Below are 24,988 nucleotides of genomic sequence, written 5' to 3' on the forward strand. Positions count from 1 at the left end.
CGGTCTATCGTACTCGCGCCGGTCGGCGCGAGTTTCGACGCGAATCTCCGATTCGTGCTTTTTTCACCCGTGTTTTTGCGGGGAGGGGTCCCCACAGCGAGCGAAGCGAGCGAGGAAACCCGACCCGGAAAAACAGGGTTCTACTCGACGGTGAGGGTGAACGTCGCCTCGGCGCCGTCGGCGAGGGCGGCGACGAGGGCGTCGTCGAACCCGTCGGCGGCGTATTCGGCGTCGAGCATGACTGTCCGGTCGTCGACGTAGTCGCTCGTGCGCCCGACCATGGAGCGCTCGCTCGCGTAGGTGAGGGCGGGGTCGCCGCGACCTTCGACGGAGACCTCGTGGCCGTGGGCTTCGAGCGTCGCGGTGACGGTCGCGTCGGCGTCGCTCACGGCGGCGACGAACGCCTCGTCGAAGTCGGCGGGGGCGCGGTCGGCCTCGACGGCGAGGATGCAGTCGCCGGCGGGCGTGAGGTAGTCGTCGGTCGTGACTTCGAACGTACTCGCGTGCGCGGCGGTGACGTTCTCGTGCCCGTGCGCGCGGACGACCTCGCGGTGCATGTCCCGGAGTAGCCCGCGGGGCGTATTTCAGTCCGTCCGTTCGGCCGCGGCGCGGACCGGCGAGGCTGCCACGTACGCGCGGTGTGCTAGCTGTTTACAACACCTCAGACAGCGGAAATTTTAAGTGCGGGAAACCCATACGTGGGAGTACCAGAACGCCGCGGGCGTTCGTCAGCACCGTTCGAGAATGAACCGACGCTCTCCTTACGACGGGCAACAGGACACCACGAGCGGTCGCCGTGCGCGACGCTCCGGCGGTATGGAACCGAGGATCAAACAATGGTAGAGGAAGCAACTCTCGAAGTATCCGACGCGGACGAACTGATCACCGACGAAGAGCTCCAGGAGAAGTCCAAGGGGCAGCTCATCAAGAAGGCGGGTCAGTTCCGCGACCGACGTAACGAACTCAATCAACTCGCTTCTTCGCGCGCCTCCGACCGCGACGACCTCAACGCCAAGACGCGCGAGAAGGTCGACGAGGCCCAGGAGCACCGCGAGAAGCGCGACGAGCTCAACGAGCGCGTCCAGGAGCACAAGGAGCAGCGCAACGAGCTGAACGCGAAGGCCAACGAGCTCTTCGACAAGGTCGACGAGCGCAAGGGCGACCTCGAACTCGACGAGGGCAAGGACCTCGACGAGCTCAAGGAGGACATCGAGCAGCTGGAGTTCAAACAGCAGACCGAGGTCCTCTCCCCCGAGGACGAGCGCGAGCTCATCGAGAAGATCGAGAACAAGCGCGAGGAGTACCAGAAGCGCAAGGAGACCCTCGAGGACAACGACGACCTCGAAGACCTCGTCGACGAGGCCGAGGAGGTCCGCGCCGAGGCCTCGAACCACCACGAGAAGGTCACGGAGCTCGCTGACGAGGCTCAGCAGCACCACAACCAGATGATCGAGGCCTATCGGGAGGCCGACGATATCCGCGACGAGGCCGACGAGATGCACGAGAGCTTCGTCGAGGCCCAGGAGTCCGCCGACGCCCACCACGAGGCCTTCGTCCGCGTCCAGAAGCGCCTGCGCGAACTCGACAAGCAGGAAGAAGAGGAGCGCAAGGACGAGCGCGCCGCGAAGCAGGAGGAGGCCCGCGAGGAGGCCGAGGAGATTTACGAGCGGTTCAAGGAGGGCGAGACGGTCGACACCGAGGACCTCCGCAAGCTCCAGAAGTCCGGCCTGCTGTAAGTCCGGCATCGACGCAGTCTTTCCCCGTTTTCTCTTGTTTTCCACCCGGCGAGTGGCTACCACGCGCCGCGCTACGTGACGGCGGGCCGAGCGTGCCGCGCCACCCGGTGAGTGGAGCGCGACGCCGTCCGACAACAGGTAACGTGACGACGCGTACGCGACCGTGACCCGTGCGTTTAGGTGACTCGCGCACCCCGAACGCGGTATGGACACCTTCGGGAAGCGACTGGGGCGGTTCGGGCTCGTCGTCGTCGCCGTGCTCGTCGCGCTCGTCGTCGGCTGGACGGTCTTCGTGCGGGTGCCGGGCGACGTCGCCGACCTGCTCGGCGTCGTGCTCGTCCTCGCGCTCGGGGTCGCGACCGCGCGGGCGGCGGCTCGAATCGGTCGGCGGTGGCTCGCCGCGTACGACGTCGCGGAGGTCGCGGTCGAGGGGCCGATCACCCGCGACGGGAACACGGGCGGGGTGACGGGCGGGGTGGTGACGCCGCCCGCCGACGCCGTCGTCGAGCAGATAGAGCGGGCGGACGACGACCCGAACGTGGAGGGGCTGCTCGTGGAGCTGAACACCCCGGGGGGCGAAATCGTCCCGAGCGACGACATCCGGCTCGCCGTGGAGCGCTTCGAGGGGCCCGTGGTCGCCTACGCGACCGACCAGTGCGCGAGCGGCGGCTACTGGATCGCGTCGGCGTGCGACCGGCTGTTCGCCCGCGAGGGGAGCCTCGTCGGGAGCATCGGCGTCATCGGCTCGACGGTGAACGCGGCGGAGCTCGCCGAGGAGCTCGGCGTCTCCTACGAGCGCTTCGCCGCGGGGAAGTACAAGGACGCCGGCCAACCCCTCAAGGAGCTCGACGCGGACGACCGCGACTACCTCCAGGGGATCGTCGACGACTACTACGACGACTTCGTCGAGCGCGTCGCGGAGGGCCGCGGCCTTGACCCCGAGACCGTCCGGGAGACGGAGGCGCGCGTCTTCCTCGGCGGGGAGGCCGAAACGCGCGGCCTCGTCGACGAGCTCGGGACGGCGCGCGACGCGGAGGAGACGCTCGCGGACGAGCTGGGTCACGAGGTGACGGTGGAGGCGTTCCACGCGTCGCCCGGCCTGTTCCGACGGCTCCAGGGCGGTGGACGCGCGCTCGCACGGGCCGCGGGGGCGGGCGTCGCGGACGCGCTCGCGGGCGACGACGACGCCGAGTTCCGCCTGCGCTGACGCGCGGTTTCGCGCGTCGAGCGCACGGGGCCGGCGACGCCGAGGGCGCGAGCGGCGCGCGAGTGTGAGTCTTTTTACGCGGCGCGCGCGAGGAACGGAACGTTCGATGCGTACGTTGGTCGTGTGTGTCGACCGCGCGGGCGACGTCGCGCGGTCGACGGAAGTGGCGCTGCCGGTCGTCGGCCGGGACGCCGTCGAGTCCCTGGTCGTCGACCTCGGGTACCGCGACCCGGAGGACTCCACCGTCAACTGCCTCCTGGAGGCGCTGCGCGTCGGCGCGGACGTCGAGGACGGCGGCGACGAGGCGGTCGTCGCGGTCGTCTCCGGCGCGGCGGACACCGCGGTCGGGGCGGACCGCGCGCTCGCCGCCCAACTCGACGAACTCGTCGCCGCGCACGACCCGGACACCGCGGTGGTCGTCATCGACACCGCGGGCGACGAGGGCGTCGTCCCGCTCGTGGAGAGCCGCGTCCCCGTGGACGCCGTCGACCGCGTCGTCGTCCGGCAGGCCCGCGACATCGAGAGCACGTACTACCTCCTGAAGCAGTTCCTCGCGGACGAGGAGCTGCGCGAGAGCGTCCTCGTCCCCCTCGGGGTCGTCCTCCTCGTCTTCCCCGTCCTCCTCACGGTCACGGGGAGCCTCGCGCTCGCCATCGCCTCCATCACGGCCGTCATCGGCGCGTTCCTCCTCTATAAGGGCCTGAGCGTCGACGAGCGCCTCGGAGCCGTCTCCTCGCAGGCCCGCGAGGCGCTCTACTCGGGGCGCGTCTCCATCGTCACCTACGTCATCGCGGCCGGGTTGACGCTCGTCGGGGCGTTCGCGGGCGCGCTCGGCGTCTCCGGGCTCGGCGACGCCGGCGCGTTCGTCGCCGCGATGGCGTTCGTCTACCACAGCGTGCCGTGGCTCGCGCTCGCCGCGCTCGCGGGCGCGACCGGCCGGCTCACCGACGAGTTCATCCGCGAGGAGGGGGTGCGCGCCTCCTACCTCAACCTCCCCTTCGGCGCGGTCTCGGTCGGCCTCGTCGTTCGGGGGTTCAGCGCGTACTTCGTCGAGCAGGCGGGCGTCATCGCGCCCGTACACACGCCCGCGCTCCCGCTCGTCGCCGCGAGCGTCCTCTCCCCCGAGGAGCGCCTCACGGCGTACGTGTTGCTCGGCGTCCTCGTCAGTCTCGTCGGCATCCGGGTGTCGAGTCGGCTCACCGCCGACGGCCGCGGGCGCGACGAGACGCCGTAGGCCGGAGCGCGGGACCTTTAGCCGTCGGGGCGTACGGGAGCGTATGAGCGACGGCGACGCGAACGGCGGCGACGGGCGGGGGAGCGAGGCGGCCGACGGCGAGTGGGTGGCGCTGTTCTCCGGCGGAAAGGACTCCAGTTGGGCGCTCTACGAGGCCCTGCGAGCGGGGATGAACGTCACGCACCTGCTCACCGTCCACCCGAGCGAGGACTCCTACATGTACCACGTGCCGGCGACGCGCCTCACGAGCCTCGCCGCCGAGAGCATCGGTATCGAGCACGTGAACGTCGAACCCGACGACTTCGACGCGCCGAACGCCGTGGACGCGGGCGCGCAGGGCGACGCCGAGCTCGAACCGCTGGAGCGCGCGCTGCGCGACCTCGCCGACGACCTGGAGGGAGGGCTCGCGGGCGTCACCGCGGGCGCAATCGAGAGCGAGTTCCAAACCTCGCGCATCGAGGCGATGGCCGACCGCCTCGGCTGTGAGGTGTTCGCGCCCCTGTGGGAGGAGGACCCCCGCGAACTCGGCGAGGCGATGCTCGAGGCGGGTTTCGAAATCACGATCCTCCAAGTCGCCGCGTACGGCCTCGACGAGTCGTGGCTGGGCCGAACGCTCGACCACGACGCGCTCGACGAACTCGACGCGCTCAACGACGAGTACGGCGTCCATCCGCTCGGCGAGGGCGGGGAGTTCGAGACCTTCGTCACCGACGGCCCACACATGGAGCGCCCCATCGAGCTGGCGTACGACACCGTCTGGGAGGGGAACCGCGGCCACGTCGAGATTACCGACGCGCGACTCGTCTGAGCGTTCGACGGCGGTGCGGGGCGGTTCCAGCGGGGACGAGTGAGGCCGGAAACCATTAACAGCCGGTGCCCCGAGTACGTCCGTATGGGGGACGTCGCGGATTTCGTTCGGGCCGGGGGATCGCTCCGCGAGGAGTCGGAGTTCCTTCGGGTGCTCGTTGAGAACAGCTCACAGGGGATTCTGACAATCGACACGGACAGCGTCGTGTTGTTCGCCAACCCGGCAATCGAGCGCATCCTCGGCTACACGCCCGAGGAGTTGGTCGGGAGTTCGAAGATGACGATAATCCCGGAGCGCCTGCGCTCGGCGCACCAGAGCGGGCTGGACGCGTTCGTGGAGACGGGCGAGAAACACATCGACTGGGACGGGGCCGAGTTCCCGGCGCTCCACAAGGACGGCCACGAGGTTCCCGTCTCCGTGAGTATCCGCACGCACGAGTACGACGGCGAGCAGGTGTTCACGGGGATGTTCACGGACATCACCGAGCGCAAACACCGGGAGGCGGCGCTCCGCGAGCAGAAGGCCGAACTGGAGGAGTTCGCGGACGTGCTCTCGCACGACCTGCGCAACCCGTTGCAGGTGGCGAAGGCACAGCTGGCGCTCGGGCGACACGCGGAGGACGCCGCGGAGCGCGAGGAGTTCTTCGACACCGTCGACAAGTCGCTCGACCGGATCGACGCGATAATCGAGGACATGCTGGCGCGCGCCCGCGACGAGGGGGAGGCGCGGACGCCCGACACGCTCCTGTTGCACGCGAGTGCGCGCGCGGCGTGGGACACGGTGGCGACGCGGAACGCGACGCTGACGCTCCCGGACGGCGCGTGGCAGGTGCGGGCGAGTCGGAGCCGGCTCAGGCAACTCTTCGAGAACCTCTTTCGCAACGCGGTGGAGCACGGCGGCGACGACGTCGCGGTCCGCGTCGGTGTTCTCGACGACGGCTCCGGGTTCTACGTCGCCGACGACGGCCCCGGGTTCGACGACGGCGTGAAGGCGAAGTCGGTGACGGGTGAGGGCCCCGTCGGGGGCCACTACGGCCTCCACATAGTCGGGACGGTCGCGTCCGAGCACGGGTGGGAGATGCGCCTCGCGGACGCCGTCGGGGGCGGCGCGCGAGTCGAGTTCCACGACGTGACGCTGGTCGAGAAGGAGTGAGCTACTCGCCGTCGTCGTTCGTGATGTGCGTGTGCGCGCCGACGAGCGCGCCCGAGAAGTCGATGTTTTCGAGGCGGGTGTCGCGGTCGATGATGGAGTTGCGGACGTCGCACTCGTAGAGGGTGGCGTCCGGGAAGACGACGGCGCGGTCGAGGCTGGAGTCGAAGACCTCCGCGCCGCCCATGACGTGGACGTCGTCGCCGACGACGGTGTTCTCGACGGTGGCGTCGTCGTCGACGAGCGAGTCGCCGTCGAGGGTCCACGCGACGGCGTCGAGGTAGGACTCGGGCGTCCCGATGTCGAACCACGCGCCCTCGAAGGTGTAGGCGTGGACGCCGGTCCGGGCCTGGAGCCACTGGATGAACCACCCGGGTTCGTCGGGGTTCTCGCCGGCCGCGAGATACTCGTCGAAGAGCGGCACGACGTCCTCGGGGAAGGCGTAGCAGGCGATGGAGACGAGCGTGCTCTTCGGGTCGTCGGGTTTCTCCTGGAAGTCGACGACCTCGTCGCCGTCGAGGTCGACGAGCCCGTAGGACTTCGCGCGCTCGTAGCTCCCGACGTCGTAGGCGGCGAGCGTCGGCGTCTCCTTCGACTCGAAGAAGTCGAGGAAGTCAGCGACGTCGAAGCTGATGAGGTTGTCGCCGGCGATGACGAGCGTGTCGTCCGCGACGTTCTCGCGCTCGAAGAGCTGGGCGAGCGCGCCGACGACGCCGAACTTCTCGTCCTCCTCGCTCGTGTCCTCGATGGAGAGCGTCGGCTTCTCGTACGCCGAGTCGGCGAGGTGCTCGCGGAAGTCCTCGGCGAAGCGCTCGTTCGTCGAGACGTACACCTCGTCGATTCGGTCGTCGGCCTCCAGCTCGCCGAATATCCGGTCGATGACCGTTGAGTCCCCGACGGGGAGGAACATCTTCGGGCGGTTCTTCGTGATGGGCCAGAGCCTCGTCGCGTACCCGCCCGCCAGCACGACGGCTTTCATACGCGCACCGACCACCGCGCTCGGTAAGTCCTTTTTGCTCTTCCGGGGTGTACGCACCGCTAGCGCTAAATCGCGAGACGCCCCAGTGGAGGTATGGAGTCACGGACGACGCGAGAGCGCATCGCCGACGCGCTCCGCGAGGGCCCGGAGACGCCGAGTTCGCTCGCGGAGGCGTTCGAGGTGACGCCGCACGCGGCGCTCGGGCACGTCGAGCACGTCGCACAGTCCGTTCGGAGCGCCGCCGACGAGGAGTTGCTCGTACGCCCGCCCGAGTGTCGGGAGTGCGGCTTCTCGGGGTTCGACGACCCGCTGAACCTCCCCTCGCGCTGTCCGGAGTGCAAACACGAGGGCATCGAGGAACCCGCGTTCGTCGTCGAGGACTAGAAGCCGAGGCGCTCGCCGGGGTTCGTCGAGCGCCCGCGGTCGGCGTCGGCGCCGGTCGCACGCTCGCTCTCGCCGACGCGGACGACGTCGTAGTCGTCGTCGACGAGGTGGACGGCCCCGTCGGCGACCGCGACGTCGGCCGCGTCGAGCGTCGCGCCCTCGGGCGGCCCGAAGTCGCAGTAGCCGCTGTCGCAGTCGAAGGTCGCGCCGTGTTTCTTGCAGACGAGTTCGTCGTTCCGGACCGTCGCGCCGTCGCCCGCGTCGAAGCGGACGTCCGTCCAGTGGGGACAGACGTTGCGCCACGCCGCGACATCCCCGCCGCCGACGCGCACGAGGACGAACTCGACCTCCTCGCCCGCGGCGTTCCGGAGCGTGACGAGCAGCGTCGACTCGGGCGGGACGTCGTCGAGAGCCGCGAGTCGGGTGCCCGCCGCCATCAGTCGAGGCGGTCGGCCGCGTCGTCCACCCAGCGGCGGATGCGCTTGGGCGAGAGGCCGGTCTCGTCGGCGAGGTCCGCGACGTCCGCGTCGGCGAGGTCCGCGACGGTCTCGACGCCGGCGTCAGCGAGGCGCTCGGCGTACGCGGGGCCGACGCCCGAGATTATCTCGACGGATTCCGCGCCCTCGGTGTCGGGGACGTCGTCGGTGTCGTCGGGTTCGACGTCGTCGACGTCGGTCTCCATGTCGGCCTCGCTCGGCCCCGCGGCCTCCGCGGGTTCGGCGGCGTCCGCGGGCGAGGCGGGTTCGGCCTCCTCGACGGCGTCGTCGACGAGCGATTCGGTGGACGCCGCCGCGTCGGTCGCCGCGGCGGACGGGTCCCCGTCCTCGTCTTCGTCCTTGCTGTCCACGCTCTCGGATTTCTCGGTACCGGCGTCGCTCTCGACCTCGCTTTGGGAACTCGCACCCTCGGCCTCGCTGTCCGCACTCTCCGCCACGTCCTCGGTCGGATCAACGTCGTCGACGTCGGTCGTCACGTCGTCCGCGCCGGGGCCGGCGGCCTCCGCGGGTTCGGCGGCCTCGGCGGGCGAAGCGGGGTCGCCCTCCTCGACGGACTCCTCGACGAGCGACTCCGTGGACGCCGTCGCGTCCGTCGCCGCGGCCGGCGGTTCGTCGACGCCGTCACGGTCGTCGGTGACGGTGGCGTCGTGCCCCCGTCCGGACCCGCCGGAGCCGAGTCCGAGCAGCGTCTTGAGTTTCGAGATGAGGCTCATACACCCGGGTAACACCCGGGGAGGACTTAAACCCGGTCCCGGAGCGCGGCGTTCATCGCGTCGACGGGCGCGTCGCGGCCGGTCCAGCGCTCGAAGGCGGCGACGCCCTGATAGAGGAGCATCCACGCGCCGTCGATGGTCGTCGCGCCCGCCGCGTCGGCCTCGCGGAGGAGGCGAGTCTCCAGGGGCGAGTAGACGGCGTCGAGCACCGCGAGGTCGCCGTGGAGGGCGTCCGCGGGGACGGGCGAGACGTCCTCCTCCATTCCGACGCTGGTCGCGTTCACGAGGACGTCCGCGTCCGCGAGGACGTCCGGGAGGGCGTCGAGTCCGGAGGCCGTCGCGCCGACGTCGTCGGCGAGGGCCTCGGCGCGCTCCACCGTCCGGTTGGCGACGTGGACGCTCGCACCGTCCTCGACGAGCGCGACGGCGGCCGCGCGGGCCGCCCCGCCCGCACCGACGAGCACGGCGTCGGCACCCGCGAGCGGCACGTCGAAGCGCTCGAAGGAGCGTCTGACGCCCGCGACGTCCGTGTTGTGGCCGGTCGGGACCGGCCCGGAGAAATCGACGGTGTTGACCGCGCCGACGCGGCGCGCGAGGTCGTCCGGTTCGACGGCGTCGAGGGCGTCCCGCTTGAACGGGATGGTGACGTTGAGGCCGGCGAGGCCGAGCGTGTCGGCGGCGGTGATCGCCGCCGCGCCGTCCGCGGCGTCGGGTTCGAGCGTGACGTAGCGCGCGTCCATGTCGCGGGCGGCGTAGGCGGCCTCGTGCATCGGCGGGGAGAGCGAGTGCCCCACGGGGTTCCCGATGAGTCCGTAGACGTCCATGGCGGTGCGGGGGCGGCCGGCGGCAAAAGTCCCCCGCTCGCGCGCCGTGGGGTCGACGGAGGGTGCGGACGTCGAGGCGGAGCGACGACGGCGTCGGCGTGCGCTCAGTGGCCGGCGCTGGCGGTGACGCCGAGCACGAGCACGAAGTAGACGACGAGGGCGATGAAGACGGCGTAGAAGAGCCCGCCGACGAGGAAGGGGCGGGGCTTCATCGGGTCCTCGGCGGCGGTGCGCGCGCGGAGGTAGAGGATGCCGCCGGAGACGACGGCGAGGACGACGGAGACGGCGTTGAGGAAGCCCGAGGTTCCCCAGGCGAGCGAGAGGTCCCAGTCCGTGAAGACGATGCCGAGGGTGACGGGGAGGGTCCCCTGGAACGCCATCGCGCCCGTGATGTTGCCGAGCGCGAGGGTGTCCTTGTCGCGGCTGATCCAGAGGACGGAGTTGAACTTCTCGGGGAGTTCGGTGGCGAGCGGTGCGATGAGGAGCGCGACGATGGCGATGGGGACGTCGAGGACGTGCGTGGAGAGCCACTGGACCTCGCTGACGAAGAGGTGCGCGCCGCCGACGATGACGGCCAGCGCGAACAGCGTCTGGGCGGCGACGAGGACGAATCGGGGGTTCTCGCCGTGCTCGCGCGGGTCGTAGCCGAGTCCGGCGAGGGCGCGCTCGACGAGGAGGCCGAGGTGGAGGGCGTCGATGTCCTCGCTCTCCGTGAGTTCCCCGCTGCGGAGCGAGCGGACGAGGTAGACGAGGTAGAGGACGAGGAGGAACGCGGCCATCGCGTACTCGACCGGGCGGGCGTCGACGAACGCCGCGGCGAACGCGACGACGTAGCCGACGAGGAAGAAGGAGAGGTCGCGGCGGGTCGCGGCGTCGTTGAAGTGCATCTCGTCGCCGAACGTCCGGCGGTCGCGAAAGCGGAGGACGCTCGCGCCGACGAGGAACATGGCGATGGTAGCGAGCATGAAGGGCGCGCCGAGTATCGCACCGACGCCGACGTGCGCGGCCTCCTCGCCGCCCTGCAGGATGGCGAGCACGGGGATGAGGGTCTCGGGGAGCGCGGTGCCGACGGCCGCGAGGATGCTCCCGGTCGCGGATTCGCTGACGCCGAGGCGGTGGCCGAGCCACTCGACGCCGTTGGTGAACACCTCCGCGCCGGCGAGGAGGAGGGCGAACGAGCCGAGGAGGAGGAGCGAGCGGTCGGCCGTCGCGGAGAGGAGCGCCGGCGCGAGCCCGTGATACATGCCTCCGCGTAGCGCGAGCGGCTTTGTAAGCGCGTCCATTCCCCCGCCCCCACCCCGGGTTCTGCCGACCCGACGGCCCTAAGCGCGCCCGCGCCGTTCGCCCGGTATGACTGTCGGAATCATCGTGAGTCGCGCCGACAGCGCGTCGGTACGGATCGGCGAACAGCTACGCGAGCGCGCCGACTGGGAGCGTGCGGGAACGGGCGCGGACGGCGCGAGCGAGGAGGCGGCGAACGCGGAGGCGGCCGAGGGGGAGGAGACGAACACCGAGAGCGCGGCGAGCGCGGACGACGTCCCCGCGCCCGTCGCGCGCTACGTCCGCGAGGGCTTCGAGCTCCTCGCGTTCGAGCCGTGGCACCTCGAACTCGACGGGGTCGCGGCGGCGTTCGACGACCCCGACGTCGTCGTCTTCGCGTCGCGCCACGCGGGCGAGACGGGCCCGCTCCTCACCGCGCACTTCACGGGGAACTTCGGCGCGGCGGAGCACGGCGGGTCGGACCGCGCGCTCGCGCCGGCGTGCCCGAACGCCCACCGCGCGGTCGTGCGGGCGCTGGCCGAGCACGCCCCAGAGGGGTACGACGTCGGGATGGAGTGCACCCACCACGGCCCGACCGAGGTCGGCGCGCCCTCGATGTTCGTCGAGCTCGGCTCGTCGGAGGCGGAGTGGGGGGACGACGCGGGCGCGGCGGCGGTCGCGGACGCCATCCTCGACCTGGAGGGGGTCGCGCCCGAGACCGAGCGGACCGTCGCGGCCTTCGGCGGCGGCCACTACGTCCCGCGTCCCACCCGAATCGTCGAGGAGACGGACTGGGCGGTCGGGCACGTCGCGGCCGAGTGGTGTCTGGACGACCTGGGCGACCCCCGCGAGCACCGGGACGTGGTCGAGCGCGTCTTCGCGGCGAGCGGCGCGACGCGCGCCGTCGTGGACGGCGAGAAACCCCGACTTCGTGACGTGATCGACGACCTCGGCTACGGCGTCGTGAGCGAGACGTGGCTCCGCGAGACGACGGGCGTCGCCCTTGACGTCGTCGCGGCGCTCGAAGGGGAGCTGACGGGCGTCGACGAGGGACTGCGCTTCGGCGACCCGGCGCGCGAGGCGGGCGCGGACGGGGCGGAGCCGGCCACCGACGCCCTCATCGTCGACCACCCGGACGACCTCTGGGCGGACGCGCACAGCGTCGACCCGGACGCGGCGCTGGCGGCGGCCCGGGAGCACGCGCTCGCGTACACGACCGAGGAGAACGGCAACCGCGTCGCGGGCGACATCGCGTTCCCGGACGCGGACGCGTACGACGCCTACGTGGACGCGCTCGTCGGGCTCCTGCGCGAGAAGTACGACGAGGTCGGGCGCGACGACGGGACGGTCCGGATCACCGACACCGCCTTCGACCCCGCGGCGGCGGCCGAACGCGGCGTCCCCGAGGGCCCGAAGTTCGGGCGGTTGGCAGACGGGGCGGCCGTCGAGGTGGACGGCGAGACGGTCACGCCCGCCGACGTCGCGCGCGAACGGACGGAGACGTACGGGCTCTCGAATCCGAGCGAGGGAAAAGGTAATTAAACACTTCTCGTTTACTGTATAGGCAAATGGACTCCATCGTGCAGGACGCAATCGACGAGGCCGAGGAGGACGAGGCGTCCTCCACCGGCGTCTCCCCCGACGCAGGCGGTGGGGGTGGCGGGGGCGACTCCGGACGGATGTCCGACGAGGAGCTGCTCGGGGTGCTCGAAGAGCTCCAGACGAACATCACGGTCGTCGGCTGTGGCGGCGCGGGCTCGAACACGGTCAACCGGATGTTCGAGGAGGGCATCGAGGGCGCGAAGCTCGTCGCCGCGAACACCGACGTCCAACACCTCGTCGACATCGAGGCGGACACGAAGATTCTCATCGGCCAGGAGAAGACCCGCGGGCGCGGCGCCGGGTCGCTCCCGCAGGTCGGCGAGGAGGCCGCGCTGGAGTCCCAGGACGAGATCAAGGAGGCCATCTCGGGCTCCGACATGGTCTTCGTCACCGCCGGACTCGGCGGCGGCACCGGCACGGGGAGCGCCCCCGTCGTCGCCGAGGCCGCCCGCGAGGCCGGCGCGCTCACCATCAGCATCGTCACGACGCCGTTCACCGCGGAGGGCGAGGTCCGCCGGAACAACGCCGAGGCCGGCCTGGAGCGTCTGCGCGACGTTTCTGATACAGTTATCGTCGTCCCGAACGACCGCCTGCTCGACTCCGTCGGGAAGCTCCCGGTCCGGCAGGCGTTCAAGGTCTCCGACGAGGTGCTGATGCGCTCCGTGAAGGGGATCACGGAGCTCATCACGAAACCCGGCCTCGTCAACCTCGACTTCGCCGACGTGCGTACCGTCATGGAGAAGGGCGGCGTCGCCATGATCGGCCTCGGGGAGTCCGACAGCGAGTCGAAGGCGGTCGACTCGGTCAAGAGCGCCCTCCGCAGCCCGCTCCTCGACGTCGACATCGGCCAGGCGAACTCCGCGCTCGTGAACGTCACCGGCGGCCCAGACATGTCCATCGAGGAGGCGGAAGGCGTCGTCGAGGAGATTTACGACCGCATCGACCCCGACGCGCGCATCATCTGGGGGACCTCGGTCGACGAGGAACTCGACGGCGAGATGCGCACGATGGTCGTCGTCACCGGCGTCGAGTCCCCGCAGATATACGGGCACAGCGACGACGCCGAACTCGACACGAGCGGCCGCGACATCGACTACGTCGAATAGAATCGGCCCGGTTTCCCGTTCGTGACGGCCGCGTCGCCCGCCGCGATGTCGCCGTCGCGTGGCAGAATCGTTATGTATCGAGGCGATGACCGACAGGTATGCGCGAGACCGACGTACTCTGTCCGCTCGTCACGCCGATGGACGCCGACGGGGAGATCGACGACGAGGGCCTCGACGCCGTCGTGCGCGGCGTCCGCGACGCCGGCCTCGACGGCTTCGTCCCCTGCGGGACGACCGGGGAGTTCGCCAGCCTGACGCGCGCGGAGAACCGTGCGGTCGTCGAGCGCGTGCGGGAGAGCGCGGGCGACGACGCGACGGTGATCGCCGGCGCGGGCGCGACGTCCGTCCCGGACACCGTCGACGCGCTGACCGACGCCGCGGAGGCGGGCGCGGACGCCGGCCTCGTCGTCGTCCCCTACTTCCACACGGCGAACGCCGCGGACGGGAACGCCCGCTTCCTCCGCCGCGTCGCCGAGCGGAGCCCCCTCCCCATCTACCTCTACAACATCCCGGCGTGCACGGGGAGCGAAATCCCCGTCGAGACCGTCGTCGAACTCGCCGGGCGCGACGACGTCCACGGGCTGAAGGATTCGAGCGGCAACTTCGGCTACTTCACCGACGCCCTCGCGGCGACGCCCGACGACTTCGCGGTGTACCAGGGCGTCGACGACCAGCTCGTCCCCGCGGGGCTGATGGGGGCGAGCGGCGGCATCAACGCCCTCTCGAACGCGGTGCCGGAAGTGTTCGCGGCCGTCCGCGAGGCCCTGAACGCGGGCGACGACGAGCGGGCGCGCGAGCTCGGCCGCGGCGCGCTCAAACCGCTGTTCGCCTTCTGTGCGGACCACGGGTTCGCGCCGGCGACGAAGGCCGCGCTCGCCGCGCGCGGCCGTATCGACGACGACGCCGTCCGCCCCCCGCTCGTCGAACTCGACGAGGGCGCGCGGGCGGCACTCGACGCGGCCGTCGAGGACGCGCTCGCGCTCGTCGACTAGCCCTCTGAGCGTCGCCAACTCAGGTACTCGACCGTTTGCTGCGAGCGCGCGGCGGCGCGCTCTGGCAAACCCTCGGCGAAAAGCGCTGCGCACCCCCTCCGGGGGTGCTTGCGCCTCGCGCTCCCGCGCGAGTCGGTTACGCCCCGCGGAGGTCGTCGACTAACCCTCTCAGCGTCGCCAGGTCGTACTGGCCGGGGGCCGTGGCGTCGGCGGGGTCGACGGGCGCGTAGCCGATCCGTGAGCCGTAGACGGGGCAGACGGCGCGGGAGTGGCGGCCGGCCTCACCCATCGCCATCGTGGCGACGCGTTCGCCCTCGACGTCGTACTCGTGGGTCACGCTGACGAGGTCGAGGACGTCGGTGCGCTCGACGGCCGTGACTGCGAGTTTGGCGACGTCGCCGTACTCCAGGGCGTTCCCGAGAATCCCGCGCATGTCCTGGCGGAGCGGCGTCCCGTCGAAGTCGTGTGCGGAGACGACGACGGACGCGCCGTGCTCGCGGGCGGCCTCGCGGACGGTCCGGCCGCGACCGTCGAGACAGGTGTCGAGTTCGAGGTCGATGGCACCGACGGCGTCGTGCTCGACGGCGTCGCGGAGCGCGTCGAGGCGCGCCTCGTCGTCCGCGGCCTCGCCACCCTGGCCGTCGTGGCGGTTCGTCACGAGGAGCGGGAGGTCGCCGTCGTAGTCGCGGAGCTGTGCGGTCGGGTTCTCGGCGAGGTCCATGCGGAACTCGACGGCGTCGGCGTGCCCGCGGGCGGCGGGCTCGTCGGCGAGGTCGGCCGTCGCGGCGCAGAGCGTGAAGTCGTCGAAGGGGAGCACGAGCGGGGTTCGCCCGCCGCGCTCTTAGGCGCGGGGGATTCGCTCCAGGACGAACCGCCCGCCGTACTCCGCGGCGAGGAACGTCGCGGCGGCGGTGAGCCCGATGGTGGCGTACTGGCCGAGCGCGAGCGCGAGGACGAGCGCGCCGACGACACAGCCGGCGACGATGCCGCAGAGCGCGGCGACGACGCCGACGGCGAGCGCGCGCTCGCGCTCCGCGGGGACGGTCTCGGGGTCGAGCGCGACGTCCATCACGGGAACGGCGACGGCGAGGCCGACGGCGAACGGGAACGGCGTCGGCGCGACGGTCGAGACGACGCCGGCGACGGCCCCGGCGAGGAGCGCGCCGGCGACGAAGACGGCGGCGCGGACGTGGAGGGCGGGCGTGTGCACGGCCGCGTGTTGGCGCGCCACGGCCTAAAAGCGACGGTCGGCGGCGGCACGGCTGAGGGGGAGACGGGACGGCGCGCAGAAGGGAGTGCCGCGGCGTTACGCGGGGAGGGTGTCCTCGGCTTCGAGGAGCTCGTGGTAGCGGTTGCGGATGGTGACCTCGCTGATGTCCGCGACTTCGCTGACCTTCGCCTGCGTCGTCTTCTCGTTGGTGAGGAGCGCGGCGGCGTAGACGGCGGCGGCGGCGAGGCCGACCGGCGACTTGCCGGAGTGGACGCCCTTGTCCTTCGCGGTCTTGAGGAGGTCGCGCGCGCGGTGTTCGGCCTCGTCGCTGAGACCGAGCGAGGAGGCGAAGCGCGGGACGTAGCTCTCGGGGTCCGCGGGCCGGACTTCGAGGCCGAGCTCCCGGATAACGTAGCGGTAGGTCCGGGCGATTTCGGCCTTCTCGACGCGCGAGACGTCGGTAATCTCGTCGAGGCTGCGCGGGACGCCGGCCTGTCGGGCGGCGGCGTACACGCAGGAGGTGGAGACGCCCTCGATGGAGCGCCCCGGGAGGAGGTCCTCCTCCAGCGCGCGGCGATAGATGACGGACGCCGTCTCGCGGACGTTGTCGGGGAGCCCGAGCGCCGACGCCATCCGGTCGATTTCGCCGAGCGCCTGCTTGAGGTTGCGCTCCTTGGCGTCGCGGGTGCGGAAGCGCTCGTTCCACTTGCGCAGGCGCTGCATCTTCTGGCGCTGGTTCGAGGAGAGGCTGTTGCCGTAGGCGTCCTTGTCGCGCCAGTCGATGTTCGTGGAGAGCCCCTTGTCGTGCATCGTGTTCGTCGTCGGGGCTCCGACGCGCGACTTCTGGTCCTTCTCCTGGGAGTCGAACGCGCGCCACTCGGGGCCGCGGTCGATGTCGTCCTCGTCGACGACGAGGCCGCAGTCCATGCAGACGGACTCGCCGTGCTCCTCGTCGGCGACGACGAGGCCGCCACACTCCGGACACTCGTCGGTCGATTCGGTGGTGTCTTCCTGCTCCGTTTCGCGCTCTCCGTGCTGTCGTGCTCTGGTGCGTGCGTTTTGCATACTGCGTGTGCCCCCGGAAAACCCGGAAATCGTCGTGACGTCTTCCTTTTCGCAAAACACACTTAACGGTTCCGTAATAGACCGACAGCGGTATGCGTAGGCGGGCCATACTCGGGCATCGTTCGTGAGAGTCTGTTCGCTCGCGCCGGCCGCGACAGCGACCGTCGTCGCGCTCGGCGCCGAGGCCGACCTCGTCGGCGTGACGCACAACGCGACCGTCGAGGTCGATGCACCCCCGGTTGGGGGGTGGCTGAACCCCGACTACGACCGCCTCGCCGACGTCGACCCGGACGTCGTCCTCACCGGTGACGCCCTCCAGCGCGACGTCCGCGACGAGCTCGACGCGCGCGGATACGACGTCCGACACCGCGAGCCGACGCGCCTCGCCGACGTCCTCGCGGGGTTCGCGGCGCGGGGCAACGACGTGGGTCGGGCGGCGGCGGGCGAGCGCCTCGAAGCCGACTGCCGCGCGCGAGTCGAACGCGTCCGCGAGGCCGTCGCGGGTGCGGAGCGCCCGACCGTCTACTGCGAGGAGTGGGACGACCCGCCGATGGCCGCGGGCAACTGGGTGCCGGACGCGGTGCGCGCGGCGGGCGGGCGCCACCCGTTCGTCGAGCCGGGGGCGCGCTCCCGGGAGGTCGAGCGAGAGGTGGTCGAGGACGCAGACCCCGACCACGTCGTCGCGCACTACTGCGGGCGCGGGGGCCGCGGGGGGCGCGCCCGGCCGGACTTCGACGCGCGCGGGTGGGACGTCGACGCCGCGGTGCACGTCCTCGACGACGCGCTGCTCAATCAGCCGAGTCCGGCGCTCGTCGACGGCATCGAGGCGCTCGCACGGCGACTCCACCCGGAGCGCGCGTGACCGGGGCGTCCGGGGCGGGCGACACGCGCGACGCGTCCGCGGTCGCTACACGAGGCGCTCGAACTCCTCGATGCCCTCGCTGATGGTGTCGCGCTCCGTGAAGTAGAGGAGTTCGAGGGCGAGGACGGCGGCGGCGACGACGCAGACGACCCAGAAGACGTGGCGCTCCGCACTCCAGAGGTGGTAGACGAGGAGCGGGACGAAGCAGGCCATCCCGAGCGCGCCGAGGGCGGGCGGGATGGGGTTGATGTCGTCGTCGTCGCGTTCGCGGACGGCGAGGTAGCACATCGCGCCGAAGACGACCATGAACGCGATGGAGCCGAAGGAGGTGATACCGTTGAGGCTCCCGTAGGCGGCGAACGCGGCCGAGAGGACGCCGATGAGGAGGACCGTGCGCTCGGGGACGCCGTCGGCGTCGCCGTCGCCGGCCTCCTCGGGGAGGAGCGAGTCCGAAATCATCCCCTTGGCGAGGTTCGCGCTGGAGAAGAGGGTGCCGTTTATCGCCGAGCCCGTGGAGAAGAGCGCGGCGACGGAGACGACGACGAAGCCCGCGTGGCCGACGAAGGTCTGCTCGACGGCGTACGCGAGCGCGCGGTCGGGTTCGGACGCGATGAGGTCGGGGCTGACGAGGCTCGTGACGACGACGGCGATGAGCGCGTCGATGACGATGCAGATGAGTATCGAGGAGTAGACGCCGATGGGGAGGTTCTTCAGTGGGTCTGCGATCTGGTCCTGGTCGTACATCAGGAGCTGCCACCCCTGAAAGGAGACGAAGCTGATCGCGGTCGCCATGATGACCGGCGTCCCCTGCCGGACCGTCGAGAGCCCGTATTCGAGGCTGGCGTTCTTCCAGCCGTACCAGAGCCCGAGGCCGATGAAGGCGACGAGGATGGAGACCTTGGTGACGACGAGCGCCTCCTCGGAGGTGCCGGTGGCGCGCGCCCCGAGGAGGTTGAAGCCGACGAAGATGCCGACGGCGACGACGGCGAGTATCGGGTGGAGCGGGAGGCCCGCGACGGCCGTCCGGCCGACGAGACCGATGGCGAAGCTCCCGAAGGCGTAGGCGTACATGGCGATGGCGCCGACGTAGCCGAAGAGGAGCGTCCACCCCACCATCCCCGAGAGCGTCGTGTTGTCGACGAACTCCTGGAGTTGCGCGACGCTCCCCCCGCGGTTCTCGCCCTTCGCGTTGAGCTTGAGGTACGAGTAGGCCGCGCACAGCGACCCGAGGCTGGCGAGCGTGAACGCGAGCCACGACGCGGCGTGCGATATCTGGACGACGACGCCGAGCACGGAGAAGACCCCGCCCCCGATCATGCCGCCGACGGCGATGCTGACCGCGCCGAACAAGCCGAGTCGGTCGTCACCCATACACCCGCCCGTTCGGCGGACCGCCATTTCGGTCCTGTGGCCGTCGTGCCCCCGAATAACCAAAGAATCGGACGTATCAGAGGCGGTCCTCTGCGCGCTTGGCGGCGCGGGCGAGGCGGGTGCGCTCGAAGTACGTGAGCTCGACGACGAAGAGCGCCGCGAGCGTGAGGACGACGAAGCCGAACGTCTCGGGTTCGTGGGCGGCGAGGTGGTAGCAGAGCAGCGGGAAGAGACAGGCGGCCCCGACGACCCCGACCGCGGGCGGGAGCGGGTGGACGCCGTCGTGGTCGCGCTCGCTGAACGCGATGGCGCTCATCGTGCCGAAGACGACGAGGAAGGCGAAGGAGGCGAGCGCCGTGATACCATCGAGCGTCCCGTAGACGGTGAGCCCGAGCGTGACGATGCCGAGGAGGAGGACGGTGCGCTGTGGGACGCCGTCGCCGTCGCTCGACGCGACGCGGTCGGGGAGGACGTCCTCGTCCGTCATCCCGTTCGCGAAGTGCGCCGCGGAGAAGAGCGTCGCGTTGATGGCGCTCCCCGTCGAGACGACGGCCGCGACGGCGATGACCGTGAAGCCGAGCGACCCGAGGACGGGTTCGGCGGCCTTCGCCAGCGCTATCTCGCCGTATCGGGCGATCTGTGCGGGCGTGAGGAGGCTCGTCGTCGTGACGCCGACGAGGACGTACGTGGCGACGGCGGTCGGGATAGCGACGTAGACGGCGCGCGGAATCGTCGTCTCGGCGTCGGCGATGCTCTCCCGGTCGTAGAAGAGCAGCTGCCATCCCTGGAAGGCGACGAAGGAGACGCCGGCGGCGACGACGGGCGCGACCGTCGCGGCCCCCGCGGTCCCGAAGTCGAGCAGGCCGTTCGCGCTCCCGTAGACCGCCGCGAGGACGCCGAAGCCGACGAGGACGAGCATCTTCGCGGCGACGAGGACGTTCTCCGCGGTGCCGGTGGCGCGCGCGCCCATACGGTTGAGCGCGACGAAACCCACGACGGCGAGCGCGGAGACGAGCGGCCGCGCGAGCCCGCCGAGGACCTCGCGCAGCCCGAGGAGGCCGACTGTGTACTCGCCGAAGGCGTAGGCGTACATCGCCATCGAGCCGACGTAGCCGAAGAGGAGCGTCCACCCCACCATCCCCGCGACCGTCGTGTTGTCCGTGTAGCGCTGGACGAAGGTGACCGAAGCACCCGTCCGGTCCGACACCGCGTTGAGACGGTTGTACGAGTAGCCCGCACAGAGCGCGACGACGCCCGCGACGACGAACGCGAGCCACGTCCGCGTGCCGGCGATCCGCGCGACGACGCCGAGGACGGAGAAAATCCCGCCGCCGATCATCCCGCCGAGCGCGATGGAGACCGCCGAGGGGAGCCCGAGTCGTTCCGACATCACGCCGCCGTAGGGCGAGGGGACGCTTAGGGGTACGGGCCGGCGGGGGTGACGGAGCGGACACGCGAAGCGAGGCGCGCCGCGGCCCCGAACGCTAAACGAGCCCCGGCCGTACGCCGTCGCGTATGCGCTTTGGCTACCACAACGCCTCGTTCCACTACCCCGACGCCGACGACGCCTTCGAGGGCGCGATGGCGCTCGCGCGACGCCTGGAGGGCGCGGGCTTCGAGTGGGTCTCCGTCATGGACCACCTCTGGCAGCTCCCCTTCGTCGGCGTCCGCGACGAGCCGTTCTTCGACGCCTACACGACGCTCCCGGCGCTCGCCCGCGAAACCGGGTCGATGGACCTCTCCGCGCTCGTGACGAGCCCGCACTACCGCAACCCCGCGATGCTCGGCCGCCAGCTCGCCACGCTCGACCACGCGAGCGGCGGGCGCGCCGTCCTCGGCATCGGCGCGGGCTGGTTCGAGGAGGAGTACGACGCCTACGGCTTCGACTTCCCCGAGATTCCCACGCGCGTCCACCAGCTCCGCGACACCGTGAACCTCGTGCGTGCGATGTGGACCGAGGAATCCCCCGTCACCTTCGAGTCCGACTACCACGACGTCGAGGAGCTCTACCTCGAACCCAAGCCCGTCCAGGACGGCGGCCCGGACGTCCTCGTCGGCGGCGGTGGCGAGGACCTCACCCTGAAGGCCGTCGCGGACCTCGCCGACCGCTGGAACGTCCCCGGCGTGAGCCCCGAGGCGTTCGCGCACAAACTCGACGTCCTAGAGGGGTACTGCGAGGACTTCGGGACCGACTACGACGCCATCGAGAAGACCGTGCTCCAGACGGTCATCGTCCGCGACGACGAGGACGACGCCCACGCCGTCTACGAGGACCTGCAGAACGAGACCGCCGCGGCCGACCCGACGCCGCGCGGCGAGTACCGGGGGCTGGTCGGTACGCCCGCGCAGGTGAAGGCGGGCATCGAGCGCTTCGAGGCGGAGGGCGCGGAGATGGTGATGCTCCGCGCCGAACGCAACGACCCCGAGACGATAGACCGGCTCGTCGAGGACGTCGTGCCGGAGATGGGGTGAGTGTCGGACGCGGAGAGCGCGCCGTCGACGCGCGCGACGGGAGGCCGCGTCACTCCGCGGCGATGACGTCGTCGATGCGGACGACCATGGTCGCGGCCTCGGTGGCGGAGGCGAGCGCCTCGTGCTTGACGGCGGCGGGGTCGATGACGCCGTGGTCGACGGGGTCGGCGATCTCGCCGCGTTCGCCGACGGTGACGACGCCGGCGCGGCCGGTCTCGTTCGCGGCGCGGAGGTCGACGAGGGCGTCGATGGGGTCCATGCCGGTGTTCTCGGCGAGGGTACGCGGGAGGGCGTCGAGGGCGTCGGCGTAGGCCTCGGCGGCGAGCTGGGCGCGGCCGTCGATGCGCGCGGCCTCATCGCGGATGCGGTCGGCGATGGCGATTTCGACGCAGCCGGCACCGGGGACGACGCCGCCGTCGTCGAGGGCGACGGCGACGACGTCGAGGGCGTCGCCGATGGCGCGTTCGAGTTCGTCGAGGACGTGCGCGGTGCTCCCGCGGACGAGGAGGGTGACGGTGCTGGCGTCGGCGCCGCCTTCGATGAACGTGAGGTCGTCCCCGCCGTAGCGTTCGACGCGGACGGACTCGGCGGAGCCGAGGTCGGCGTCGTCGACGTCGTCGACGCTCCCGACGACGGTCGCGCCGGTCGCCGAGGCGATTGCGTTCACGTCGGACTGCGTCACGCTCTCGAAGGCGAGGACGCCCGCCTCGGCGAGGAAGGCGGCGACGCGGTCGTCGATGGACTTCTGGGAGACGAGGACGTCGACGCCGGCGTCGCGGACGGCCTCGGCGTAGCGGCGGAGTTCGCTCTCCTCGGCGTCGAGCGCGGCGCTGAGCTGGTCGACGCTCGTGATGGTGTACTCGACGTCCGCGCTGGTCTCGCGGGTGTCGAGTTTCGCGTCGAGGACGAGGACGCTGGCGTCGGTCACATCGCGGGGCATGTCGTCGCGGACGGGGTCGGTGTCGGCGACGATGCCGCGGACGAGTTCGGTCGCGCCGGAGGAGGCGCCGGATTGGGCGTGGACGCGGACGGCGTCGCGGTTCGCGCCCTCGTCGTCCGCGACCTGCTGGACGGCCTCGACGACGAGGTCCGCGAGCGCGTCGGCGTTCGCGTCGCCCGTGCCCTTCCCGGTCATCGAGGTGGCGGCGACGCGGCGGAGGAGGTCGTCGTCGACGTCGTCGTCGAGTCGGAGGTCGTCGATGGCGGCGTGGCCGATGTCACGCGCGGCCGCGTACCCCTCGACGATGGTGGTCGGGTGGACGTCGTCGGCGAGGAGGTCCTCGGCCTTCGCGAGGAGTTGCCCGGCGAGGACGGAGGCGGTGGTGGTGCCGTCGCCGACCTCGTCCTCCTGGGTCCGGGCGACCTCGACGAGCATCTGCGCGGCGGGGTGTTCGATGTCCATCTCCTCTAAGATGGTCACGCCGTCGTTCGTGATGACGACGGTGCCGGTGGAGTCGACGAGCATCTTGTCCATGCCCCGGGGGCCGAGGGTCGTGCGGACGGCGTCGGCGACCGCCTTCCCGGCGGCGATGTTCGACGTCTGCGCGTCGCGCCCGCGGGTGCGCTGCGCGTCGTCACCGAGGATGAACACCGGACTTCGAGTACCCTGTACGGACATAGGTGCAGGAGAGGCTAGCAGGTCTACATATAGTTTCCGTGGCGTGTGCTGTGCAAGAACGCGAGAGCGGTGCTGACGCGGGCGGCGACGGGCGACGGCACGGGCAGGTGACGAGCGGATACCCGACTACGGGTGGCTCACGGGTCGTAGCGCGACATCGCGCGGTCCATCCGCGAGGAGACGCCGTTGGGGTTCCGGGTCGGGGTGCGGTCGCGGCGTCGCGCCCGGAGGCCGTCCTCGACGCCGGCGGCGGCGTTCGCCACGACGGCGCGCCCGCGGGAGAGCCACGAGGAGGGCGTCTCGTCGCCGCCGAGCACGTTGCGCGCCGCGGTGCCGGCCTCGCGGAGCGCGTGCGTGACAGCGCGCCACGCGACGGGGGGGCTGAGGCCGTAGTTCTTGGCGAGGCGATAGCCGAGGGCGCGGTACTTCAGGCCGGTCGCGGACCCGTCGGGGGTCTCGGCGACGCGGTCGGGCACGTCGTCGCCCTCGGCGCGCAACACGGCGAAGGCGGGCTTCCACGCGACGCGGAGGTCGAGGCCGGCGAGGCGGTGGGCGGCGTCGCGGGCCGCACCCGTCTCCAGGTACTCGTCGAAGCCGTCGAGGGCGTCCGCGGCCGCGCGGGTGAACGCGACGTTGCCGCCGTCGAAGTAGCGGACGTCGCGGCCGGCGACGGTCTCTCGCTCGCACTCCTCGGTTGTGACGCCGCCGGAGACGGCGCGGTGGACGGGACCGGTGACGACGTCCGCGCCCGTCTCGATTGCCGCCGCGAGCGCGTCGTACCACTCCTCGCGGACGACCGAGCGGTGGTCGACGAAGGCGACGACGTCGCCGCTCGCGGCCGCGAGCCCGGCGTTCCGGGAGGCGTTGATGTTCCGCTCGGGGAGTTCGAGGAGGACGTCGACGGCGGGGTGGTCGCGGACGAGCCCCGAGGTCCCGTCGCTTGAGGGACCGTTGACGACGACGACCTCGACGTCGGGGAGGCGCGTATCGAGGGCGTCGAGGACGCGCGCGAGGCGGCGGCGCGCGTTCAGGGTGGGGACGACCACCGACAACTCCATAGCACTACCGAGCGGGGCCGCGCGTAAAAACGCCGCGGCACGGCGTCAGACGTGCGCGTGCCAGTAGGAGACGGACGCGAGGTGGTCGCCGAACGGGGTGTCGCCGACGGCGACGTCGGCGTCGCGGATGGGGTCGGCGAGCCAGCCGGGGAGCTTGCGGTAGAAGCCGTAGGGGAGGACGAAGTCGTGGGCGTCGCTGCGGAGCGTGAGGCCGGCGCCGCGGAGGAGGTCGTGGACCTCGCTCGTCGAGTAGAGGCGCGACCCCATCGGGAGCAGGGAGTTGTAGAGCGAGCGCGTGCTGTAGCGGTTGAAGGTGTCGAAGAAGACGTCGGCCTTCGAGACGCGGGCCATCTCGCTGAGGAACTTCGCGGGGGTGTCGGCGAGGTGGAAGAAGCGCATGGCGAAGACGGCGTCGAAGTAGTCGTCGGGGAAGGGGAGGCGGGCGGCGTCGCCGCGCATGAACGCCAGGTGGTCGTCGACGCCGACGTCGCGGGCCTTCGCGCGCCCCTCGCGGAGCATCGCCGCGGAGATGTCCATCCCGGTGATGTCGGCGCCCCGCTGGGCGCAGAGGACGGTGAACCGGCCGGTCCCGCACGCGACTTCGAGCACCCGCTTGCCGTCGAGCGGGCCGAGGGCGTCGAGAACCGCCTCCTTCTCGCGGCGGTCGATGAGCCGGCCGCCGCCGGAGAAGCGCTTGTCCTCGTACTCCGCCGCGACCTCGTCGGCCTGGTACCACTCCTGTCCCTTCACGGTCTACTCGTCTCTACCTCGGCGGGGAGGTAAAACGATACTGGATGCGCGCCGGCGTGGGGAACGTCGCGGCGAGTCGGGACGCCCCACC

The 24,988-nt window shown here is 71.2% G+C and carries 25 protein-coding genes; 11 read left to right on the forward strand and 14 right to left on the reverse strand.

What is annotated here, in order from left to right:
* Positions 1 to 140 precede the first annotated feature (140 nt).
* The gene (locus IEX84_RS09015; RefSeq protein WP_188872080.1) at positions 141 to 557 is read right to left on the reverse strand and encodes a DUF371 domain-containing protein; all 417 of its coding nucleotides are present in this window, start codon (positions 555 to 557) and stop codon (positions 141 to 143) included.
* Between the two features lie 279 nt (positions 558 to 836).
* Between IEX84_RS09015 and IEX84_RS09020 the strand changes: the two genes are divergently transcribed.
* The 5 genes from IEX84_RS09020 (at position 837) to IEX84_RS09040 (ending at position 6,137) form a co-directional block, all read left to right on the forward strand.
* Positions 837 to 1,736, forward strand: a complete 900-nt coding sequence (locus IEX84_RS09020) for a coiled-coil protein (RefSeq protein WP_188872082.1) — start codon at positions 837 to 839, stop codon at positions 1,734 to 1,736.
* A gap of 205 nt (positions 1,737 to 1,941) precedes the next feature.
* On the forward strand, positions 1,942 to 2,943 hold the full coding sequence (sppA, locus tag IEX84_RS09025) for a signal peptide peptidase SppA (RefSeq protein ID WP_188872084.1): 1,002 nt from the start codon (positions 1,942 to 1,944) through the stop codon (positions 2,941 to 2,943).
* A gap of 106 nt (positions 2,944 to 3,049) precedes the next feature.
* Entirely contained in the window at positions 3,050 to 4,177 is a 1,128-nt protein-coding gene (locus tag IEX84_RS09030; RefSeq protein ID WP_188872086.1) for a DUF373 family protein, read from the forward strand.
* 43 nt (positions 4,178 to 4,220) lie between these two features.
* Complete coding sequence (locus IEX84_RS09035; RefSeq protein WP_188872088.1) at positions 4,221 to 4,985, forward strand: diphthine--ammonia ligase; 765 nt, start codon at positions 4,221 to 4,223, stop codon at positions 4,983 to 4,985.
* A gap of 84 nt (positions 4,986 to 5,069) precedes the next feature.
* On the forward strand, positions 5,070 to 6,137 hold the full coding sequence (locus tag IEX84_RS09040) for a PAS domain S-box protein (RefSeq protein WP_188872090.1): 1,068 nt from the start codon (positions 5,070 to 5,072) through the stop codon (positions 6,135 to 6,137).
* Position 6,138: 1 nt separating this feature from the next.
* On the opposite strand, the gene IEX84_RS09045 is transcribed toward IEX84_RS09040, so the two are convergent.
* Complete coding sequence (locus IEX84_RS09045) at positions 6,139 to 7,113, reverse strand: sugar phosphate nucleotidyltransferase (protein WP_188872092.1); 975 nt, start codon at positions 7,111 to 7,113, stop codon at positions 6,139 to 6,141.
* A gap of 93 nt (positions 7,114 to 7,206) precedes the next feature.
* Here IEX84_RS09045 and IEX84_RS09050 point away from each other — a divergent pair, with 93 nt between their 5' ends.
* Positions 7,207 to 7,497, forward strand: a complete 291-nt coding sequence (locus IEX84_RS09050; RefSeq protein WP_188872094.1) for a transcriptional regulator — start codon at positions 7,207 to 7,209, stop codon at positions 7,495 to 7,497.
* Here IEX84_RS09050 and IEX84_RS09055 read toward each other — a convergent pair.
* The 4 genes from IEX84_RS09055 to IEX84_RS09070 all read right to left on the reverse strand — a co-directional run bounded on the left by IEX84_RS09055 (position 7,494) and on the right by IEX84_RS09070 (position 10,775).
* The gene (locus tag IEX84_RS09055) at positions 7,494 to 7,934 is read right to left on the reverse strand and encodes a Rieske (2Fe-2S) protein (RefSeq protein ID WP_188872096.1); all 441 of its coding nucleotides are present in this window, start codon (positions 7,932 to 7,934) and stop codon (positions 7,494 to 7,496) included. The genes IEX84_RS09050 and IEX84_RS09055 overlap by 4 nt on opposite strands.
* Positions 7,934 to 8,707, reverse strand: coding sequence for a helix-hairpin-helix domain-containing protein (locus IEX84_RS09060; protein ID WP_188872098.1), 774 nt, complete (start codon positions 8,705 to 8,707; stop codon positions 7,934 to 7,936). The genes IEX84_RS09055 and IEX84_RS09060 overlap by 1 nt, the downstream gene beginning before the upstream one ends.
* A gap of 26 nt (positions 8,708 to 8,733) precedes the next feature.
* Complete coding sequence (locus tag IEX84_RS09065) at positions 8,734 to 9,531, reverse strand: shikimate dehydrogenase (protein WP_188872100.1); 798 nt, start codon at positions 9,529 to 9,531, stop codon at positions 8,734 to 8,736.
* A gap of 104 nt (positions 9,532 to 9,635) precedes the next feature.
* A complete protein-coding gene (locus IEX84_RS09070; RefSeq protein ID WP_188872102.1) occupies positions 9,636 to 10,775 on the reverse strand; it encodes a sodium:calcium antiporter in 1,140 nt (379 codons plus the stop codon).
* Positions 10,776 to 10,881: 106 nt separating this feature from the next.
* On the opposite strand from IEX84_RS09070, the gene IEX84_RS09075 reads away from it, so the two are divergent.
* The 3 genes from IEX84_RS09075 to IEX84_RS09085 all read left to right on the forward strand — a co-directional run bounded on the left by IEX84_RS09075 (position 10,882) and on the right by IEX84_RS09085 (position 14,491).
* The gene (locus IEX84_RS09075) at positions 10,882 to 12,333 is read left to right on the forward strand and encodes a D-aminoacyl-tRNA deacylase (protein ID WP_188872104.1); all 1,452 of its coding nucleotides are present in this window, start codon (positions 10,882 to 10,884) and stop codon (positions 12,331 to 12,333) included.
* 26 nt (positions 12,334 to 12,359) lie between these two features.
* Positions 12,360 to 13,499 (forward strand): cell division protein FtsZ, encoded by a 1,140-nt coding sequence (gene ftsZ / locus IEX84_RS09080; protein WP_188872106.1) that lies wholly within the window; start codon positions 12,360 to 12,362, stop codon positions 13,497 to 13,499.
* A gap of 98 nt (positions 13,500 to 13,597) precedes the next feature.
* Positions 13,598 to 14,491: a dihydrodipicolinate synthase family protein gene (locus IEX84_RS09085; protein WP_188872109.1), complete on the forward strand. Its 894-nt coding sequence runs from the start codon at positions 13,598 to 13,600 to the stop codon at positions 14,489 to 14,491.
* Positions 14,492 to 14,627: 136 nt separating this feature from the next.
* Here the strand turns inward: IEX84_RS09085 and IEX84_RS09090 are convergent, their stop codons facing one another.
* The 3 genes from IEX84_RS09090 to IEX84_RS09100 form a co-directional block, all read right to left on the reverse strand.
* Positions 14,628 to 15,308 carry a type I 3-dehydroquinate dehydratase gene (locus tag IEX84_RS09090; protein ID WP_188872111.1) on the reverse strand — a complete coding sequence of 227 codons (681 nt, stop codon included), beginning with the start codon at positions 15,306 to 15,308 and terminating at the stop codon, positions 14,628 to 14,630.
* A 24-nt stretch (positions 15,309 to 15,332) separates the two neighbouring features.
* Entirely contained in the window at positions 15,333 to 15,701 is a 369-nt protein-coding gene (locus tag IEX84_RS09095; protein WP_188872113.1) for a hypothetical protein, read from the reverse strand.
* A 96-nt stretch (positions 15,702 to 15,797) separates the two neighbouring features.
* Positions 15,798 to 16,766, reverse strand: a complete 969-nt coding sequence (locus IEX84_RS09100; RefSeq protein ID WP_188872115.1) for a transcription initiation factor IIB — start codon at positions 16,764 to 16,766, stop codon at positions 15,798 to 15,800.
* A 124-nt stretch (positions 16,767 to 16,890) separates the two neighbouring features.
* Between IEX84_RS09100 and IEX84_RS09105 the strand changes: the two genes are divergently transcribed.
* Positions 16,891 to 17,628, forward strand: coding sequence for a helical backbone metal receptor (locus IEX84_RS09105; RefSeq protein ID WP_188872117.1), 738 nt, complete (start codon positions 16,891 to 16,893; stop codon positions 17,626 to 17,628).
* A 45-nt stretch (positions 17,629 to 17,673) separates the two neighbouring features.
* Here IEX84_RS09105 and IEX84_RS09110 read toward each other — a convergent pair whose 3' ends face one another.
* Together IEX84_RS09110 and IEX84_RS09115 are read right to left on the reverse strand one after the other, a co-directional pair.
* A complete protein-coding gene (locus tag IEX84_RS09110; protein WP_188872119.1) occupies positions 17,674 to 18,999 on the reverse strand; it encodes an APC family permease in 1,326 nt (441 codons plus the stop codon).
* A gap of 76 nt (positions 19,000 to 19,075) precedes the next feature.
* On the reverse strand, positions 19,076 to 20,389 hold the full coding sequence (locus tag IEX84_RS09115) for an APC family permease (protein WP_188872120.1): 1,314 nt from the start codon (positions 20,387 to 20,389) through the stop codon (positions 19,076 to 19,078).
* A gap of 125 nt (positions 20,390 to 20,514) precedes the next feature.
* Here IEX84_RS09115 and IEX84_RS09120 point away from each other — a divergent pair, with 125 nt between their 5' ends.
* Positions 20,515 to 21,471: an LLM class flavin-dependent oxidoreductase gene (locus IEX84_RS09120; protein ID WP_188872122.1), complete on the forward strand. Its 957-nt coding sequence runs from the start codon at positions 20,515 to 20,517 to the stop codon at positions 21,469 to 21,471.
* 49 nt (positions 21,472 to 21,520) lie between these two features.
* Here the strand turns inward: IEX84_RS09120 and thsA are convergent, their stop codons facing one another.
* From thsA to IEX84_RS09135, 3 genes are all read right to left on the reverse strand, one after another.
* Positions 21,521 to 23,089 carry a thermosome subunit alpha gene (thsA, locus tag IEX84_RS09125; protein ID WP_188872124.1) on the reverse strand — a complete coding sequence of 523 codons (1,569 nt, stop codon included), beginning with the start codon at positions 23,087 to 23,089 and terminating at the stop codon, positions 21,521 to 21,523.
* 137 nt (positions 23,090 to 23,226) lie between these two features.
* Positions 23,227 to 24,147 carry a glycosyltransferase family 2 protein gene (locus IEX84_RS09130; RefSeq protein ID WP_188872126.1) on the reverse strand — a complete coding sequence of 307 codons (921 nt, stop codon included), beginning with the start codon at positions 24,145 to 24,147 and terminating at the stop codon, positions 23,227 to 23,229.
* Positions 24,148 to 24,192: 45 nt separating this feature from the next.
* Positions 24,193 to 24,897: a class I SAM-dependent methyltransferase gene (locus IEX84_RS09135; RefSeq protein ID WP_188872128.1), complete on the reverse strand. Its 705-nt coding sequence runs from the start codon at positions 24,895 to 24,897 to the stop codon at positions 24,193 to 24,195.
* Between the last annotated feature and the right edge of the window lie 91 nt (positions 24,898 to 24,988).

The sequence above is a fragment of the Halarchaeum rubridurum genome, from assembly GCF_014647115.1.
GTDB classification, from domain to species: Archaea; Halobacteriota; Halobacteria; order Halobacteriales; family Halobacteriaceae; genus Halarchaeum; species Halarchaeum rubridurum.

Excerpts from the sequence above, each read along its gene's own strand:
- IEX84_RS09075 (WP_188872104.1), top strand. The coding sequence starts at position 10,882 with ATGACTGTCGGAATCATCGTGAGTCGCGCCGACAGCGCGTCGGTACGG.
- IEX84_RS09065 (WP_188872100.1), bottom strand. The coding sequence starts at position 9,531 with ATGGACGTCTACGGACTCATCGGGAACCCCGTGGGGCACTCGCTCTCC.
- IEX84_RS09060 (WP_188872098.1), bottom strand. The coding sequence starts at position 8,707 with ATGAGCCTCATCTCGAAACTCAAGACGCTGCTCGGACTCGGCTCCGGC.
- IEX84_RS09070 (WP_188872102.1), bottom strand. The coding sequence starts at position 10,775 with ATGTATCACGGGCTCGCGCCGGCGCTCCTCTCCGCGACGGCCGACCGC.
- IEX84_RS09115 (WP_188872120.1), bottom strand. The coding sequence starts at position 20,389 with ATGTCGGAACGACTCGGGCTCCCCTCGGCGGTCTCCATCGCGCTCGGC.
- IEX84_RS09015 (WP_188872080.1), bottom strand. The coding sequence starts at position 557 with ATGCACCGCGAGGTCGTCCGCGCGCACGGGCACGAGAACGTCACCGCC.
- IEX84_RS09045 (WP_188872092.1), bottom strand. The coding sequence starts at position 7,113 with ATGAAAGCCGTCGTGCTGGCGGGCGGGTACGCGACGAGGCTCTGGCCC.
- ftsZ (WP_188872106.1), top strand. The coding sequence starts at position 12,360 with ATGGACTCCATCGTGCAGGACGCAATCGACGAGGCCGAGGAGGACGAG.
- IEX84_RS09035 (WP_188872088.1), top strand. The coding sequence starts at position 4,221 with ATGAGCGACGGCGACGCGAACGGCGGCGACGGGCGGGGGAGCGAGGCG.
- IEX84_RS09020 (WP_188872082.1), top strand. The coding sequence starts at position 837 with ATGGTAGAGGAAGCAACTCTCGAAGTATCCGACGCGGACGAACTGATC.
- sppA (WP_188872084.1), top strand. The coding sequence starts at position 1,942 with ATGGACACCTTCGGGAAGCGACTGGGGCGGTTCGGGCTCGTCGTCGTC.
- IEX84_RS09040 (WP_188872090.1), top strand. The coding sequence starts at position 5,070 with ATGGGGGACGTCGCGGATTTCGTTCGGGCCGGGGGATCGCTCCGCGAG.
- IEX84_RS09130 (WP_188872126.1), bottom strand. The coding sequence starts at position 24,147 with ATGGAGTTGTCGGTGGTCGTCCCCACCCTGAACGCGCGCCGCCGCCTC.
- IEX84_RS09085 (WP_188872109.1), top strand. The coding sequence starts at position 13,598 with ATGCGCGAGACCGACGTACTCTGTCCGCTCGTCACGCCGATGGACGCC.
- IEX84_RS09050 (WP_188872094.1), top strand. The coding sequence starts at position 7,207 with ATGGAGTCACGGACGACGCGAGAGCGCATCGCCGACGCGCTCCGCGAG.
- thsA (WP_188872124.1), bottom strand. The coding sequence starts at position 23,089 with ATGTCCGTACAGGGTACTCGAAGTCCGGTGTTCATCCTCGGTGACGAC.
- IEX84_RS09030 (WP_188872086.1), top strand. The coding sequence starts at position 3,050 with ATGCGTACGTTGGTCGTGTGTGTCGACCGCGCGGGCGACGTCGCGCGG.
- IEX84_RS09100 (WP_188872115.1), bottom strand. The coding sequence starts at position 16,766 with ATGCAAAACGCACGCACCAGAGCACGACAGCACGGAGAGCGCGAAACG.
- IEX84_RS09120 (WP_188872122.1), top strand. The coding sequence starts at position 20,515 with ATGCGCTTTGGCTACCACAACGCCTCGTTCCACTACCCCGACGCCGAC.
- IEX84_RS09110 (WP_188872119.1), bottom strand. The coding sequence starts at position 18,999 with ATGGGTGACGACCGACTCGGCTTGTTCGGCGCGGTCAGCATCGCCGTC.
- IEX84_RS09055 (WP_188872096.1), bottom strand. The coding sequence starts at position 7,934 with ATGGCGGCGGGCACCCGACTCGCGGCTCTCGACGACGTCCCGCCCGAG.